This is a genomic window from Brasilonema octagenarum UFV-OR1, assembly GCF_963888615.1.
Classification (GTDB): Bacteria; Cyanobacteriota; Cyanobacteriia; order Cyanobacteriales; family Nostocaceae; genus Brasilonema; species Brasilonema sennae.
On record NZ_CAWPKW010000258.1, the window covers coordinates 1 to 16,258 of the forward strand.

Here is a 16,258-nt window from a genome sequence, read left to right on the forward strand (position 1 = left end):
CCTTTGGGACTTACGCGTAGCGTCTCCGCAGGAGATACCCGAAGGGCGTCCGGGTTCCCCGACTTGAGGCACCTGGCGTTGTAGGGAAGAAGTAGAATGGTAGGTTGGGTAGAGCGTAAGCGAAACCCAACAGACGTTTGATATTATTGGGTTTGACTCCGTTCAACCCAACCTACGACTTGTTTTAGAAGTCAGGAATCTTGTTGTTCACAAATGATTTATGACTCCTAGATGATGCAGATTATAGGCGATCGCAATGTCCGCCTCATTCCAGATGTTCTAGTTGGTGGTAACAATGGCAGCACTAATAGCTTAGTTGATGGGCTACTCTCCATGATTTTATGGAATCAAACTGCGAAACTTGATGAAAAGACAATACCTTTGCAGGCGAAATCACAACCAACAACCACATCAGAACCAACTCCATCGTCAAACGATCATCAGCCTGTTGTTATTGATTTTCCATTAGATGGAAATATCGCTAAGTAAGACGAATTGTCACAACTGATTCAACAAAAATAATCACAAAAAAGCACTAGTAGTTATCCACTGCTAGTGCCTCAATATCCTAGAGTTTATTACCTATGTAGAACTTTTGCTAAAGTCAGGAAAAAGATAATAGATGCATCCCTTACGATGATGAACCAAAAAAACGTATGAAATAAATACTCAAAAAAGCTAGTAAATGCACCGCATCCTTGTCAAACATATGAAAACTATACATAGTTTAAAGTCGCAAGATAATGGAAACGTCTTCCTATTGAAATGGATATTAGAATAAAAAGATAAGTCTAATAGAGGAAGACGTTTTTTGTGTTAAGTCTTTTCACGATTAATGTTCTCAGTAACTGAAACACATGATCGCGCAGATCAACAGACGCAAGGGGCGCGTATCGCATCTGATGTCTTTGCCTTAATACAGGTAAAGAAATTTGCACTCTTTTTGGACACACTCATGCAGTACAATCAATCGCTTTCACCCCAGATCGTGAGCTACTAGCGAGTGGTAGTTGGGATAAAACCGTTAAACTTTGGGTAGCTTGTTTAATAGAAGGAGAGCTAGTGGAGTCAAGTTTTGCTCCTATAGCAGGGAACAAGGAACACCCGAACGCTTAACAGACTTGAAAGTCTCTTGGTGACCGTATTTTCTCATTTGCTCCTAGTCGCTGTCGTGCTTGAGTAATTGCTGATTTGCACGGCATACGCCAATATTTGCCCACCTTCACCCATGCCTCACAAAGACCGTCTATTAAATTCTTTAGTACATCTCGCATCGAATCTGACGACCATAGGCTCATTGCAATTATCAGACAAACCACCAAGCCCGCTGGTAACGAACGCCTTCGTTGATCATCAGTTTCTGTATTGGCGTTAAGCGTAGCTCTCCGTCCGAGAGTGCCGCCCCTCTTAGGGGCTAGGAATCGCCTGCTCGATTGCCGTTGCTGGGATGGCTGTTTCTATCGCTTTGAGTACATCATTACTTTGTATCCTAGGAGACATCAAGCAAAAATCTTTGAGATGTACCACACTCTATCTCCATTCTTTGCAACAATATTTAATTTACATGACTTTCAGCCTTAACTGAACCGTATTGACTCATAGAAGCGATAATTAATTATTTTTAGGCGTTGATAATTTGTTTCTATCTATATAATTTGTAGTTTATTCAATCAGGAGAAATAGATGAATGTGAAAAATCTTATAAAAAAGCAGCAGTGAGCAACTGCCGAAACAATTACTTACTGCTGTAATAATTCACAACTTAGTAAATCTACTTTTTTTAGCACTCGATAATTGAGATAATTTCACTCTCAAATAGCAATGCGTTTGTTAATTCTAACTTTTCAGATCGTTTGAACCTCATTCTTCATCCATGAACGATCGCTCCCTTATCAATCGTCCTACATGAGCGAGTGCCTTACTTTGCCGGACCAGGTACAAATGGGTTAGCCACTTTGAACTCAGCAGCCCCAACTTCTTTGAGAGAGAAGACGAGGTCAATGCTGTGTGCAACCGCATCACAATTATCAGGCTTCACTCGGATGAAGGTCGCGATGGGAGGCAATGACTTTGTGAGTTCGATTTTAAAGTCATCTTTTTTAGTGCAACCGTTGCTAGTGACTGTGATGGTTGCACTAATGTCGGTGAGAACAAGCCCATGTAAAGTTTCCATCTTTTTTTCCTCCATTATTTTCGTTAACGCACTACGAAAGCAGCGATCGCACTACTGTGGTTGGGCTTCTATCGTCACGGTAATCGTTTGCTCTCCTAACAATCCACCTTTGCTACCTGATGTTTCAACGAGTTTCCATGCAATGCGAAAATCTGATATGTTCCCTTGCAAAGCCTCGAACGCTACACTAATGGCTTCCTCAAGAGCAGATTGAAAATCCCCTTCTTTTGAGGTTCCTTGAAATTGTTGAATCTTTGTAGTAGTCATGATTGTTTCTCCTTGGTATTTATAAATGATTGTTTGATGTCGAGTTCTAATCGCACTTCTGTGTTGCGGCGAGCAGTTACGGGCATTTAATCCTCTTGCAGTTTGTCAAACATTCTGAAAAGCCGCAATCTCCTTCGCGTACTGCACAATTTAATGCTTTTGGGAGACACTTGCGGAAGCACTCCATCTCACAGTCTTGACTTGGAACTATACCACCGCCGAGTATCGTTGCTCTGCTAACTTTTCTGACAACAGGTTGAGCTTGAGTTGGAAGTTTCATCATTATTTGTCCTAATTTTTAAGGTTTGATTTGTGGTTTCGAGCATGAGCCAAACACACCCTGCTGTTTCCAAGCATTTCATTAAGAGGTTTTTGGTTTCAGGATGTTCATCAATTAATAAAATATTGTTCATAGTTTTCCTAATAGTTATCCTAATATTGATTTTTTGAATACCTTGAGCATGACGAAGCGCTCAAGCGCTTTGCTATAGCAATCATTTTTCTTGACTGCTGACTAAACAAAGAGTCAACTTTGCTACCTGATTTTTTTGTTTGGCATTGTCAGATTATGGATTAATGACACTATGTCAACGATTCAGCCTACTTTTTCTCACACCGTTTTCATCCCATGAAGTGTTCGAGTTTAAGTGAGCAAGGTAGTTTAGGGCACGGAAACGTAAACCAATTAACTGCTCATACAGAGGATTGAGCTTACACAAGGGTGGTATATGGATAATTAAGTTCCCAAACAGTTTGATGTCACTTGCAAATGGGCAAGAAGCCGGGATTACTCGGCACAATAATCGCGCTAATTTTGAATTCTGGATTTCGATAGTATCGAGCTTTTTTCGTATCGGTAAAAGTAAATCTAATGTGTGTGTGTTCATGCGCTCATTTCCTGACATTACAAGTTTGATGATGAGAGAAATTCGAGGTTGCTCTACACATTACTCGGTGAATAAAAAACCTCTTTATCTGAAATGCAGCAGAGTTTTAACAAAACTTTATAAAATATCCTAAGTTTGTTGGGGTATTTTCTTCAGCATACATTTAGATGAAATGGTATTACCCTAATGGGTACTTTTCTGACGATAGAATTACATAAAAAAAGTACCTTTAAAGGTACTGTTATGCTGTTGATATTGCCTTGATAATAGATTGATTTTAAAAACTGCCTAAAAGAGTTTGAAATACCCCAAATAAAAGTTTGACTACGCTAAAGTTCAATTGAATTGTCAAAAATTACAGCCCCTCACTACTTCTTATTACCAACTCCATCACACAAGTGCTTGTCACTCTCATTATCAGGGGGATTGGTTTTATAATACTCGCGCATAAAATTGCACCCTTCGTTGAGTAAATAATCAAAATCCAGCCTCCACAGTTTCACCGTCTTGTCAACACCGGCTGTTGCTAGCATCTTGCCATCGGGACTGAAGCTGATGCCATTAACCGCGTTTGTATTCCCAGTAAGGGTTTTGATTTCCTTGCCGGTGCTGGTATCCCACAGTTTCACCGTGCTGTCATTACTGACAGAGGCTAGCATCTTGCCATCGGGACTGAAACTGATGCCATTAACCGCGTTTGTATGCCCAGTAAGGGTTTTGATTTCTTTGCTGGTGCTGGTATCCCACAGTTTCACCGTGCTGTCATTACTGACAGAAGCTAGCATCTTGCCATCGGGACTGAAACTGATGCCATTAACCCAGTTTGCGTGTCCTCCCAAGGTGTTAGGTGCGGCAACATTGTGAACTGTATTTAATAATGCCAGTTTTACCTGAGTGCGTGTATTCGCATCTACCCAGAATTTACCTCGCATTTTTATAGCAGCTTTTACGCTTGATTCGACAGCTTTTCGCCCATTATTTGAACTCAAAAACCCATCGGAACTTTGGGTTAAGGCATTAATTTGACTGATTTCAGCATTCCCCCAGCCTATACCCGCTAGCCCAGCTAAACCCAAAGCTAACACCAAACCCGCTGCCAGTCCAGAAAAAGTCAGCCGTCTTCTGCGTTCTTGCTGCTTTTGTTCCCTATCGCGCAATTCCACACTTAGCCCAATAAAACTCCTCTCCACCGGACTCAATTCTAAAAAACGTTGTCTTTCCCAATATTCAGCATCTACCAGTGGCTTACCTCGCAACAGCGCCCCTTCATCATTACCGCTACTCTCCCAAGTACGCATTGCTACCCGCAATTGCTCTTGCCAGTGACGAAAGTCCCTATCTTGCTGCATCCACTGATGTAATTGTCCCCAACTGCGGATCAAGGCTTCATGAACAACCTCTACTGTATCTAAACCCGTTTTCTCATCCCTTCCCGTAACTACTAAACGAGCATTAGCCAAGCGAGTTACCAAATCCCAATTTTCTTCACCCACCTCAGCACGGGTAGCTACACGACGGGTATCCTCCGCTCCTTCCCCTGGATGCACCAGTTGGATAAAAATTCGCTGTGCCCTTTCTTTTTCCTCAAAGTTAAGCTGATTATATGCTTGGTCAGCATAACAAGCTAATGCTGCTTCTACTCCACCAATTTCCTTGTAAACAGCACGGGTTAACTGGGCATCTTGTTGTTTTGCCCACAGTTGAGTCAAGGCAAACTCCAATAAAGGTAAATTCCCCGGTTCGACACTAATAGTGGAAAGAATGCGCTCAACAAGCCCCTCCTCAATTGTCACCCCCAGCAACGCCGCAGGTTTTTCTACTGCTGCTTGCAATTCCTCATCCGTCATCGGACCAAGTTTTAAGTCTGCATACTGTAAGGCATCGGCAAAGGGACGATAAGATAATGCTTGTCCCAAAAAATCTGCCCTAAGAGTGATGACAAAAGTAAAATTACGACAATTATAGATTGCTTCGAGTAATCTATCTAGAAAAGTTTGGCGTTCTCCTGTATCTCTGCAAAGAGTGTAAAGTTCTTCAAATTGGTCAGCAACTAGCAACAAACGCTGGCTGGGGTCAAGTTTGAGGATATCATCCACCACATCCCGCAACCCATTTTCATACTGTTCCAGGTCGCTGGCAAGGTTTCTAATCTCCCGCAAGCGTTCAGTGCGGCTAAGTACAGGTTCGGTGATTTGGGACTCTTTTTGAGAATTTCCTTGTGGGCGATTCCCTACGGGATAGCTCCGCTTACCGCTCCCTTGCTCCTTTTCTCCCCTGCTCCCTGCTAAGCGCTCCCCTGCTTTTTCAAGGTAAGCTCTATCAAAACAGTATTCTTGCTGGTCAACAAGGGCAGTTGCCAGATTAAACAAGGGTCTGGAACCGGGACGAAAGTCAACAATATGCCAATTTCCAGCATCTCGCAGACGTTTGACCAAACCTGCAAACACCACACTGGATTTACCACTACCACTAGAACCAATCACCGCTACCAAGGGTTGATTTTGTACTGCATCCACCAACATATCGGTGAAAGTTTCTCGTCCAAAAAAGAATTGTGCATCTTCCTCCCGGAAGGCAAATAAACCACGATAGGGAATAATATCGGTGGGACGGCGACCTAAGTCTAACCAATTTGGTGGGGTTGCACCTGTATTGTGACAAATTACTGGTAACCAAGAAGCACAGGGATATTTATCCTCAAGTCCATGCAACTTTAACCTGGCTTCCTTGGCTGCTTGATATAAGGACTTACTACCCGAAGCAAAATTCTCTAAAAAATGCTTTAAAAATATCTGCGCCACTTCATCTGGTACTTGTTCCCGCATGACAATAATTTGGGGAATATGTAGCGTTTCTAACTCAGATGCTAATCCTAAACCATCACAGGAATTGAAAATCGCCACGGCTAACCCGTTGCTCTTCGCCTTTTTCAAGCCATATTTGAGGTCATCAGTAGTTAAGCTTTCTTTATTTTCATTAATATATATGCGACCCCTATCTCCTACAGTTTGACTATGACCTGCAAAAAACAGGATATCCCAAGGTTTTTCCCACAATTGGTCATTAATTTCATGACGTTGGGGCTGTACTAAAAAGGTGACATCGGCATCCGGTAAACTATTGAGTAACCTGCGGTCTGTTTCCACATCAATACCAGTACTGTTGCCCAAAATCGCCAGAATTTTGACTTTATCTCTGTAGGTAGGAGTTTTCGTTGTTATAGTTTTTTGATAATCGGTTGCACTCAAAGCCAGTTCGGCATGGGGGTATTCTTCCACCAAATCCCAAAGATGCCAAGGTATTTGTCGTAATTGTGGACTAGATGTGCGAATTAGTATCCGTACTATTTCATTTTCTTGTAATTCTTTTAACCAACTCTCCCGGATGGAGCGAAAAGATTCCGAAAGCAGCCAGTTATTTAGTCGCTTTTGTAACTCAGTTGCGGAATTTTTGCAGTCTTCGTATTTGCCAGTAATAGAACCATCGTAAGTAACTTTTTTAGCTTTGAGAGCGCGATTTGGACTTCCTAAGCTTCGATAGTGCGATCGCCATTGGTCAATTGTTGTCTGCAATTCTGTAACTGTTGGTAGATTACCAGTGACTTCTTTATGAGGACTAATACCTTCAAAAGCAATTGAAAGCGTTACCCTTACACCCTGTTGTAAATCGCCGTCTAATTTTAAGACAACTAATTTTGTCATTGGTCGCAAAAAAATGAGTGCTTCTATTTAAGCTACACTTTCTCTAAGAAATTTACGCAAAAATTAAACTTGAATTGCAACCTATCGCTTTCATTAATGTCAGGTTAGACTGTGGCCAAACAAAATTTTGGATGCTGAAGGTAAAAGCATAAAATATAGTTTTTTGTCTAGCAATCGTTTCAAAATTTCATAGTAATTTGATATACAAAGAAAGAAGCACGGGTAATACCGTTTCACTTTAAGATTGATACAAATGGACAGCAGGGGGGCAGGGTGCAGGGTGCAGGGGGAAATAATTGTAGAAAAATCATTTGTATCAAGTATTTCGTGAAATGGTATAACGGCAATATTCCTTTCTGAGATACAATTTTCTGGAACGGGTGCCTTAGAAATGGCTAGTTCTCTAAATACATTGCGAATACAAAAACCCTTTCACTGTTCCCTATTAAGAGTTTCCTGTTCCCGCCCGGAAGGGGCTTGGTAATTTTCTAGACAACAAAATTTTCTACTACGCTGACATTTTCTAAAGCTATATTGACGCTGAAATTATCCCCCACAGCAGCGTTAAACTCCAATGCAATTTTTTTGTTATCGTTTTTGGCTTTAGCTTCCATAACAGCAGTTCCCTCTTCATCTAAAATCATCACATGCAGAGAAGATGGCAAGTACTCTTGACCATTTGTTGGGTGTAACTCCACAATAATTTTCATCTCGTCACAGTTGCTTTCGTCATGACTGACTTTAACAACTATCCCTACTGATTCTCTGTTGGCTTTTATCCCAAAATCAATCAATTTAGCCCGTTCAACAGAGTTTTTTAATCCATCTTCAGCACTTCTAAATTGCCAAACTGGTTCAGTTAAGAATATAGATTCAATTGTTGACCAACCTGAATCAAAAATATTCTCAAACCATCTTTTGAAGTTCACAACACTTTGGCTAGATGAACCCAAATTTTGATTAGATAAACCTAAATTTTGACTCTTGTCTTTAGTTGTTTGTAATTGTAGAGATTCTAAATAATTCAGTAAATTTTCTAGAGGATTTAGTTGATTAATAGGTAAGTATTCAATTGATACCTCCTTGACAAATCCTAACAACTTGGCTGATTGTAAATCTTCACTTATTTCCACAGCAACATAGCCAATCCGGTTTGATTGGACTTCCTGTGGCACATAAACAAACTGTGCATTTTCTAATACCGGACGGCATTCCAACTTCCCCAAATTTGTAATCAATAAATCAGCTACATCCATCAGAGTTTGTTGTACCGGATTCCAACTGTCACTCGCATAAGTGTCAGTTTCAAACCCCATACAATCTAGATAGAAATTCACAAAAGATACAGACAAGGTATTAAGCAAAACCTGCTGGCTTTTTTCTGGGGTAGCTTGCTGTCTTGAGCATTTTTCTGCCAGCCTGCGAGCGACGGTTGATATCGGACCAGTAAATGTAGAAATAGTTGCCATGTCACTCATAGTTTTTTTCCTCACTCGTTAAGTCTTCACTACCACATAAATCTCTAAATTCGTCGCGAAATTTTTCTAAAGTTCGCTGATAAAAATTACTTAATGTTGCCACTGGAATATTCAATTCTTCGGAAATGTCTTTCCAAGATATACCTGACCATCTTTTAACAGCAATTTCTTGGAAATTTACTTGCGGATATTTTTTGATATGTGCTTGTTTAAAAATTCCTTTTGGGTCTATCTCTATATATCGTCTGATTTTTTTAAAAGCAAAGATATAATTATCCTCGTTCTCGCTATCGTCAAATACCAAATCTTCCAAGTTTTCTAAGACAGAGCTTTCGACATTAATTTCATTGGCTTTACCAATTATTTTGGGAATAGCCTCTTTAAAAAAACGTTGACTTAATAACATATTAACCCAAGTCATAAATGAAGCCCGTTCCGGGTCGTACTTATGAAGATTTTTACAGATATACAAAAATAGGTCTTGTACAGCCTCCTGATAAATTTGTTCATAAACTCCTGAAAATTGACCTTTATATGGGTGGCAAAGTTTGCCTGAGCGGTATATATCATCGATTAGTTTTGATAAAGTTATCCGTCTAATTGTTGTCCCTAGGGCGTGTTGTTGGGCTTGTAGAGCTAGCTCTTGAAGCTGTTGCTCGTTCATAAATTATTCATTGGCGAGAATCGTATTCCTCTAAAAACTATCGGATGGTAATTGTGGCTTTTATCCAAATCCTGTGGGAAAGGTTACAAAAATTTACAATAGATTTTTTTAGCAGGCTTCCGTGAGGTTTCCGACTAGTAGGTGATGACGTTTATAGCCATCAAACCGTTGTGAGCGACTTTTACGTAAAGCTCGCCGCTTGGGTTGCTTCCCCCGACAGACTTTACGTCCATGACGCATATCTGGTGGGTCTTCAATTGAAATGCGACGAGCTTTAGCTACACCTTTACTCAGTATTGGTTGCCCAATTTCATCAATAGTTACATTTTGCAGTTGAATTTGTCGCGCCACTTCGAGTACTTCTTGAGCGTCATTTAGCGCCGAATATTCAGTTTTTTTTGTAACTGCAACTCCAGTCTATCTAAAGCGTTGAGAATGGTTTCTAACGCTATTGAGCGCTCAGTTGGATCATCCCAGTTCAAATAAGACCGCTGCTTTGAGGGAAGTTCCTGTCTTTTTACTTAAGGTCATCGTTTTATCTCATCGGCTTTCTATACGCGATATTGTAATTTAGAAGGTAGTACAAATTTGCACAACCCATAAAAGATTATGATTAAACCCAACTTTACTCGTGAAGGGGATTATTTACATAGAAATTTTGTAGAAGATAACAGAAACTACTACGAATCTAATTTGTTTCAATACTGGATAGGAATTCGTGGGAAGGGAGAGACACAAGAAGGGCGAGTGGTCAATCAGGCGATCGCCGATATGTTTCAAAATGTGAACCTGATTGAAGGATGTGTCAACCATTATGCAGATGCCCTCTTTGGAAAAGTGCCAGTGTTCTCAGTAGCTGGGGCAACCAATTCTAGCATTGAAATTACAGAGACAGTCAATTGAGAAGTCACGGACTTTCGTTTGATTCGCGTAAATTATACGCGAACCACTCTTTTTTGTCCAAAGTCCAATCTTCTACACAGTCACAAACTGACTTGCAGTTAGCGTCATCGTATTAACTCCCGTTAGGGTTGCTAAGATACTATTATCCGATAGAATATTGTTGCCAGAGAACGTCAAATTCTTAAAGGTTAGACCCCCTGTTAAACCGATTTTGTCACCAGCACTGCGGTTGAAATCAGTAATTATATCGACACCACTGTTCTTCTGCAAGACGAAAGTATCCGCACCAGCATCACCAGCTAAGATATCATCCCCGTTACCACCTCTGAGGAAGTCATTACCGTTGCCACCGACAAGTAGGTCATCCCCGTTACCTCCGAGTAAAGTGTCATCGCCATTACCACCGTCGAGTTGATCATTGCCATTACCCCCGAGTAAAGTGTCATTGCCATTACCACCGTTGATGTTTTGGCCAACAGCAACTGTGACGGTTCCAGTGTCAGTGCCACCATTGCCATCGCTGAGGGTATAATCAAAAGTGGCGTTGCCACTGAAATTCTTGTTGGGAGTAAAAATAACTTCGTCATCACTCGTATAATCAGGAGTGCCATTGTCATTTAAGCTCACAGTACCGTTAGTCGCATTGCCGACAGCAGTAATGATTAAAGGGTTTAAAGGGTTGCCATCCGGGTCTGTGTCGTTAGCAAGCAGGGTGGTTACAGAAAGAGTCACAGCAGTATTTTGGCGAGTGGTGGCGCTGTCGTCAACGGCAACTGGAGGTTGGTTGTTGATGATGCTACTCAATAATACTGAAACGTTCTTGGAGTTAACGTTCGCCGTTGCCAAGTCGAGTTTGCCGTCAGAGTCGAAGTCAGCTGTGGTCACGGATATCGGACCTGAGTTTGGCCCAACCCTAAAGTTCATGGCAGTGCCAAAGCCGCCACTACCGTTGTTCAACAATACTGAAACGTTGCTGGAAGAAACGTTTGCTGTTGCCAAGTCGAGTTTACCGTCACCATTGAAGTCCCCTGTGATCACGGTGTTGGGAGTTAACCCCACCGCAAAGTTGCTGGCAGTGCCAAAGCCGCCACTACCGTTGTTCAACAATACTGAAACGTTACTGGAAGAAATGTTTACCACAGCCAAGTCGAGTTTGCCGTCACCATTGAAGTCCCCTGTGGTCACGGAATAAGGATTTGACCCTGCTTGATAGTTGGTAGCAGTGCCAAACCCACCATCACCGTTGTTCAACAGCACTGAAACGTTGTTGCTGTCGCTATAGCTCGCCACAGCCAAGTCGAGTTTACCGTCACCATTGAAGTCCCCTGTGGTCACGGATTGGGGACTTGACGTCACCGCAAAATTGGTGGCAGTGCCAAAACCACCACTACCGTTGTTCAACAGCACTGAAACGTCGTTGGAGCTATTGTTCGCTACAGCCAAGTCGAGTAGCCCGTCAGAGTTAAAGTCTCCTGTGGTCACGGATATCGGACCTAACCCCGCTTGATAGTTGGTAGCAGTGCCAAAACCGCCACTACCGTTGTTCAACAGCACGGAAACTGTACCTCCACCAGAGCCAATGATCGGCACAGCCAAATCGGGTAGCCCGTCACCATTGAAGTCCCCCGTGGTCACAGATCTCGGACGTAACCCGACCGCAAAGTTGGTTGCAGTACCAAAACCGCCACTACCGTTGTTCAACAGCACTGAAACGTTGTCGGAGCCATAGTTCCCCACAGCCAAGTCGGGCAGCCCGTCACCATTGAAGTCCTCTGTGGTTATAGAAAAGGGATTTGACCCCACTCCATAGTAAGTAGGAGTGCTAAAAGTGACAGCAAATACCCCAGAGTAGCTCTGCATCAGTTTGGGTGTAAACGCATTCGTTGCGTCACACTCTCCGATGTGTTGTTGTAATTGCCAACTCCCACCCAATGCTGTATTTCCGACTCGCTTAGAAGAGGCGGCGATACTTGTTCCTGTCAATTCGTGTAGTTGAGCAACAAATTGTGCACCCGCATCCCCGGAGGCGACGTTACATCCGTAGAGTTGGATGCAACCAGATTCCCAAGTTTTCAGTTGTGAGCGATAAGAATCAATGGTGTCCAGGCTTAGCTGGCTATTACCCAGATATAAGCATCCCGGCGCACCGTGAGAAACGATGTGAATGCTAGAAATATCGCTGCGTCCAACCAGTGCTGCAGTTATTTGTGCAATTCCATCACTGTGATTTTCTAGGACAATCACTTCAGCTTCTGCTACTGCACCGAGTATTAGACTTTGGGAGTCGTCTACGTTGGCATCAATGAAGACGACAGGATGATGATTTGCGGTACGGGCGAGTACCATAAATATTGGTTCCTTTTTTGTTGCAAAAGAATTCAGCAAATCTTAATTCTGGAGCGTCTGCGCTCATGGGGTCTAACACGTAGAAGCCCGCACTCCGCAGGTGCGATACGCATTTGCGCAGCGTGTCCGTATCTCCTATGCCCTTCGGGCACGCTGCGCGAACGGAGACGCTGAGTCCCAAGGGGACACGCTACGCGAACGCGAACGGCCTCAAGCCGTGGCGTTAGCCATAGGGCTCAGGACTCAGCGTCAAGCCTCCGGCTTATCGCCGCCTCAAGGGAAGACACCGTCGATGCGTATCGCAAAATATTACACTTCTTGTAAAAGTGAGATTTTACGAGGTTCTGTTAAAAGTTCCCTGTCAAGACTTCCTGACTTTTGCAACAAGTTTATTTGATAGTGAAGCATGAGTGCTTCACTATCAAATATTAATGTACAAAATATTGACCAGTGTAGGATGTGGGATGCAATAAGTTTTTCCAATCATTGTGAAGATTAAGCCCCTAAAGCTTTATCCCACTCTAACTGATGAGCTAAACCATACTTGATAAAATCTTCAATTTTGGCTTTATCACTTTTACCAAAAACACCTAAACTGTAAGGATTATCTTGCATACGTTGTGTGACTTGCTCTTTTTCAAATTGGATCAATTCTTGTCTAGGCTTATCCGTTTTAAAAAAGTCTACAACCAAGACAGTTCTGTCATAATTGGTGTAATTATGCGGGCAGTGTGGATAGCTGTGATCTAAAACCATGAATTCTCCTTCATGCCAATAAAGTTGTTCATGGCATATTTTCATAGCTATATCCCCTGGTGGCACGATTAATCCTAGATAGCCACGATTCATATGAGGGTTATCGTTCACATGCAGTTTGATATCCAAGCCCGGATGAAATGTCCCAAAATAGACATTTCTAATCACATTATCATCAATTAAGTTGACTTTTTCGATTACATTAGCCAACTTTGGAAAATATTTATCTCTTAATGCAAGTGATTTTGCTGATGCATCATTTTGGCTATAATTAGGATATTGTATTTGATGAAATTGAATATATTCTTCAATGAAGATACCTTGATATAAAATTCCAAAAGCACTATATTTTGAATTTCCTTTGGTTTGAATTGTTTTACTTTTAGGTCCTAAAACATCATAAGCAAATTGTAACTCTTCATTAGATGCATGTTTAATAAAGTGTGTGAACTCATCTCTAATAACTTGCCAGTTATCTTGAAAGCTGTTCAAAAAAGGAAATTGTTTTGGCTCTAGATGATACTCATTAAAACTTTCCATTATCTTTTCTCCTAAAGAAGATTGAATAAAAAACATTACATGGTGAGCAAATTTGGTCTGCGTCCCAGTACGATATTGGAATTCCTGATTAAAGCAGAGTATTTATCCATCACTAGTTAAAAGACCATGCCTAGAGTTAGAGTTATAAACTTATACAACGGTTGAATCAAATAAAATCATCTGTGTTGATATTCTTAAACTTTTGAGTTATGTACTTATTTTAGTGTGAGGTCTAGTGTGTCTGAAGCTCCCATATTAGATAAAATAATCAAAAATGTACGAGTAGTTCGTCCCCGTCATGATGTTGTCGAACTACTTGATTTAGGAATTAAGGATGGAAAATTTGCTACTATTACTCCTAATATTAGCCCAGAGCAAGCCAAAGAGGTCTTGGATGGCAAAAACTTGCTGGGCTTTCCTGGGGTCGTAGATGCCCATATGCACATCGGTATCTATCAACCCCTGGACAAAGATGCTGTGACTGAAACCAAAGCAGCCGCAATGGGAGGAGTCACAACTAGTCTTAATTACATTCGTACAGGACAGTATTATCTCAACAAAGGTGGTTCTTACCACGATTTTTTTCCAGAAGTATTAGCGTTATCTGCAGGTCATTTTTTTGTTGATTATGGCTATCACGTCGCACCTATAGCTAGTCAGCATATCGACGAAATACCCCTACTATTTAAAGAACATGGTGTATCTTCGTTCAAAATATTCATGTTTTATGGCGGTTATGGTTTGCATGGTTTGTCAGACCAGCAAAACCTCTTTTTAATGATTAATAAAGAGGAACGTTACGACTTCGCCCATTTTGAATTTATTATGCGCCGTTTAAGTCGCTTGATGGAAGAACATCCAGAAGCACGAGAAACTATTAGCTTAAGTTTACACTGCGAAGTTGCTGAAATTCTCAACGCCTATACCAAAATAGTTGAAAATAATTCTAATCTTAGCGGACTGCACGCTTACAGTGCAGCGCGTCCCCCTCATTCCGAAGGTTTAGCTATTTGTATTGCTTCCTATTTAGCACATGAGACGAACTGTGCAAATATCAATTTGTTGCACCTGAGTTCGCGCAAAGCTATGGAAGCAGCTTTGACTATGCAAACTGCTTTTCCCCATATCAATTTTCGGCGAGAGGTTACCGTCGGACATTTGCTATTAGATGTTGATACCCCCACCGCTACTTGGGCAAAAGTAAACCCTCCTATTCGTCCGCGTGCCGATGTGGAATACTTATGGCAAGCAGTACTCAACCATCAGGTAGACTGGATAGTCAGTGACCATGCTTGCTGTTCTGCTGAACAAAAAAGAAGTGCTAAAGACCCAAATAATATTTGGTTGGCAAAGTCTGGTTTTGGTGGTACTGAATATTTACTTTCTGGTGTCTTTAGTGAAGGAAGTAAGCGGGGAATGTCGTACAATCACATGGCTAAGCTGTTATCGTGGAATCCGTCGCGACGCTTTGGTTTGTTACAAAAAGGGGATATCGCCATTGGCTACGATGCTGATTTAGTACTGGTAGATCCAAATGAAACTTTTGTGGTACGTGCTGCTGAATCAGAGTCACAACAAGGTTACACACCCTTTGAAGGAGTGGAGTTAACGGGACGGGTAAAAAGTACGTTTTTACGTGGAAATCTTATTTACAATAATGGACAGGTTGTAGGTTCACCCAGTGGACGTTATCTCAAAAGATGTTAGAGCAATCTCGATTTAAATCTTGTTGCTTATAGCGAGTTGTATTCAGAGATAGAATTTACTAAACGAACCGCCAAGACGCCAAGAGCGCAGAGGAAGAGAAAAGAGAAAAGAGTAAGTTATCTGTATGAATGCAACTTAGTATTACTTGTTGCTTAAAATCTTTATTAATTGCTATCTGCAAAGACAAAGGAGTTGTGTTATGTCTGCGATTCGAGAAGAAATGCCTGTACTTACTCGCCACGAAGGAGATTGGGTAGGTACGTATACAGTGGTTGATACAGAGGGAAAAATTGTTGATAAATATGAATCTCACTTAACCTGCCAATTTCCAGAAGACGGTTCCCATTCCTACTACCAAATCAATCGTTACAAGTGGTCTGATGGGAAACATGAGGAGTATGAGTTTCCGGGAACTTACCGAGACAAAGCGCTGTGGTTTGACACGGAACGTATTGACGGAAAAGCTTGGGAAGTGGATGATGCAACGGTTATTTTGTGGTTCTCTTATAAGACCGTGCCAGATATGTACTTGTATGAAATGATTGTGATTAGTCCTTGCAATAATCATCGCGCCCGCACTTGGCACTGGTTTAAGAACCATCAACTTTTCAAGCGAACCCTGATTCAAGAGGAACGGCTAAGATAAGAGGTTGAGCGATCGCAGAGAATTTGTAAAATGGATCTTCAATGCTTCAGGTGTGTTAAGCAGTTTAACGCACCTGAAGCGTGTAACCTTTTTAAATTTTATGAGTCATTGGTAAATGCTTATCTGTACTTGATAAAATTTTGGACTGTTACCCATTAATTTCTTTCTTCAATTACATATTAACTAAAAT

13 protein-coding genes and 3 pseudogenes are annotated in these 16,258 nt (G+C 41.5%); 5 read left to right on the plus strand and 11 right to left on the minus strand.

All coding sequences use genetic code 11. The annotated features are described in order from the left end of the window. Positions 1–231: 231 nt before the first annotated feature. Together AC5590_RS20870 and AC5590_RS20875 are read left to right on the plus strand one after the other, a co-directional pair. Positions 232–489: pseudogene (locus tag AC5590_RS20870) on the plus strand (flotillin family protein); the annotation flags it as partial. A 423-nt stretch (positions 490–912) separates the two neighbouring features. After that, positions 913–1,035: pseudogene (locus AC5590_RS20875) on the plus strand (WD40 repeat domain-containing protein); the annotation flags it as partial. Positions 1,036–1,154: 119 nt separating this feature from the next. On the opposite strand, the pseudogene AC5590_RS20880 reads toward AC5590_RS20875, so the two are convergent. The 9 genes and pseudogenes from AC5590_RS20880 to AC5590_RS20920 all read right to left on the minus strand — a co-directional run. Then, positions 1,155–1,382 (minus strand): annotated as a pseudogene (locus tag AC5590_RS20880) (transposase domain-containing protein); the annotation flags it as partial. Positions 1,383–1,918: 536 nt separating this feature from the next. Then, positions 1,919–2,173, minus strand: coding sequence for a hypothetical protein (locus AC5590_RS20885; protein WP_169265349.1), 255 nt, complete (start codon positions 2,171–2,173; stop codon positions 1,919–1,921). Positions 2,174–2,224: 51 nt separating this feature from the next. Next, positions 2,225–2,440 (minus strand): hypothetical protein, encoded by a 216-nt coding sequence (locus tag AC5590_RS20890; protein WP_169265350.1) that lies wholly within the window; start codon positions 2,438–2,440, stop codon positions 2,225–2,227. A 236-nt stretch (positions 2,441–2,676) separates the two neighbouring features. After that, a complete protein-coding gene (locus AC5590_RS20895; protein WP_169265351.1) occupies positions 2,677–2,853 on the minus strand; it encodes a hypothetical protein in 177 nt (58 codons plus the stop codon). A gap of 174 nt (positions 2,854–3,027) precedes the next feature. Then, a complete protein-coding gene (locus AC5590_RS20900; protein ID WP_246162862.1) occupies positions 3,028–3,345 on the minus strand; it encodes a Mo-dependent nitrogenase C-terminal domain-containing protein in 318 nt (105 codons plus the stop codon). 350 nt (positions 3,346–3,695) lie between these two features. Then, complete coding sequence (locus tag AC5590_RS20905) at positions 3,696–7,028, minus strand: nSTAND1 domain-containing NTPase (RefSeq protein WP_211178464.1); 3,333 nt, start codon at positions 7,026–7,028, stop codon at positions 3,696–3,698. A gap of 488 nt (positions 7,029–7,516) precedes the next feature. After that, entirely contained in the window at positions 7,517–8,506 is a 990-nt protein-coding gene (locus tag AC5590_RS20910; protein ID WP_246162860.1) for a DUF1822 family protein, read from the minus strand. Further along, complete coding sequence (locus AC5590_RS20915; protein ID WP_169265353.1) at positions 8,499–9,170, minus strand: sigma-70 RNA polymerase sigma factor region 4 domain-containing protein; 672 nt, start codon at positions 9,168–9,170, stop codon at positions 8,499–8,501. Before AC5590_RS20915 ends, AC5590_RS20910 begins: the two co-directional genes overlap by 8 nt. A gap of 108 nt (positions 9,171–9,278) precedes the next feature. Next, positions 9,279–9,521, minus strand: a complete 243-nt coding sequence (locus tag AC5590_RS20920) for a hypothetical protein (protein WP_169265354.1) — start codon at positions 9,519–9,521, stop codon at positions 9,279–9,281. 258 nt (positions 9,522–9,779) lie between these two features. Here AC5590_RS20920 and AC5590_RS20925 point away from each other — a divergent pair, with 258 nt between their 5' ends. After that, positions 9,780–10,073 carry a hypothetical protein gene (locus tag AC5590_RS20925; protein WP_169265355.1) on the plus strand — a complete coding sequence of 98 codons (294 nt, stop codon included), beginning with the start codon at positions 9,780–9,782 and terminating at the stop codon, positions 10,071–10,073. 72 nt (positions 10,074–10,145) lie between these two features. On the opposite strand, the gene AC5590_RS20930 is transcribed toward AC5590_RS20925, so the two are convergent. Together AC5590_RS20930 and AC5590_RS20935 are read right to left on the minus strand one after the other, a co-directional pair. Beyond that, positions 10,146–12,419: an FG-GAP-like repeat-containing protein gene (locus AC5590_RS20930; protein ID WP_169265356.1), complete on the minus strand. Its 2,274-nt coding sequence runs from the start codon at positions 12,417–12,419 to the stop codon at positions 10,146–10,148. A 495-nt stretch (positions 12,420–12,914) separates the two neighbouring features. Then, positions 12,915–13,715 carry an aspartyl/asparaginyl beta-hydroxylase domain-containing protein gene (locus AC5590_RS20935; protein ID WP_169265357.1) on the minus strand — a complete coding sequence of 267 codons (801 nt, stop codon included), beginning with the start codon at positions 13,713–13,715 and terminating at the stop codon, positions 12,915–12,917. Between the two features lie 237 nt (positions 13,716–13,952). Between AC5590_RS20935 and AC5590_RS20940 the strand changes: the two genes are divergently transcribed. Further along, the gene (locus tag AC5590_RS20940; RefSeq protein WP_169265358.1) at positions 13,953–15,422 is read left to right on the plus strand and encodes an amidohydrolase family protein; all 1,470 of its coding nucleotides are present in this window, start codon (positions 13,953–13,955) and stop codon (positions 15,420–15,422) included. 199 nt (positions 15,423–15,621) lie between these two features. Next, the gene (locus tag AC5590_RS20945; protein ID WP_169265359.1) at positions 15,622–16,068 is read left to right on the plus strand and encodes a DUF3598 family protein; all 447 of its coding nucleotides are present in this window, start codon (positions 15,622–15,624) and stop codon (positions 16,066–16,068) included. The last annotated feature ends 190 nt before the right edge of the window (positions 16,069–16,258 follow it).

Bases quoted from the DNA above. Each gene is read 5' to 3' on its own strand.
- AC5590_RS20885 (WP_169265349.1), bottom strand. From the start codon at position 2,173: ATGGAAACTTTACATGGGCTTGTTCTCACCGACATTAGTGCAACCATC.
- AC5590_RS20890 (WP_169265350.1), bottom strand. From the start codon at position 2,440: ATGACTACTACAAAGATTCAACAATTTCAAGGAACCTCAAAAGAAGGG.
- AC5590_RS20895 (WP_169265351.1), bottom strand. From the start codon at position 2,853: ATGAACAATATTTTATTAATTGATGAACATCCTGAAACCAAAAACCTC.
- AC5590_RS20900 (WP_246162862.1), bottom strand. From the start codon at position 3,345: ATGTCAGGAAATGAGCGCATGAACACACACACATTAGATTTACTTTTA.
- AC5590_RS20905 (WP_211178464.1), bottom strand. From the start codon at position 7,028: ATGACAAAATTAGTTGTCTTAAAATTAGACGGCGATTTACAACAGGGT.
- AC5590_RS20910 (WP_246162860.1), bottom strand. From the start codon at position 8,506: ATGAGTGACATGGCAACTATTTCTACATTTACTGGTCCGATATCAACC.
- AC5590_RS20915 (WP_169265353.1), bottom strand. From the start codon at position 9,170: ATGAACGAGCAACAGCTTCAAGAGCTAGCTCTACAAGCCCAACAACAC.
- AC5590_RS20925 (WP_169265355.1), top strand. From the start codon at position 9,780: ATGATTAAACCCAACTTTACTCGTGAAGGGGATTATTTACATAGAAAT.
- AC5590_RS20930 (WP_169265356.1), bottom strand. From the start codon at position 12,419: ATGGTACTCGCCCGTACCGCAAATCATCATCCTGTCGTCTTCATTGAT.
- AC5590_RS20935 (WP_169265357.1), bottom strand. From the start codon at position 13,715: ATGGAAAGTTTTAATGAGTATCATCTAGAGCCAAAACAATTTCCTTTT.
- AC5590_RS20945 (WP_169265359.1), top strand. From the start codon at position 15,622: ATGTCTGCGATTCGAGAAGAAATGCCTGTACTTACTCGCCACGAAGGA.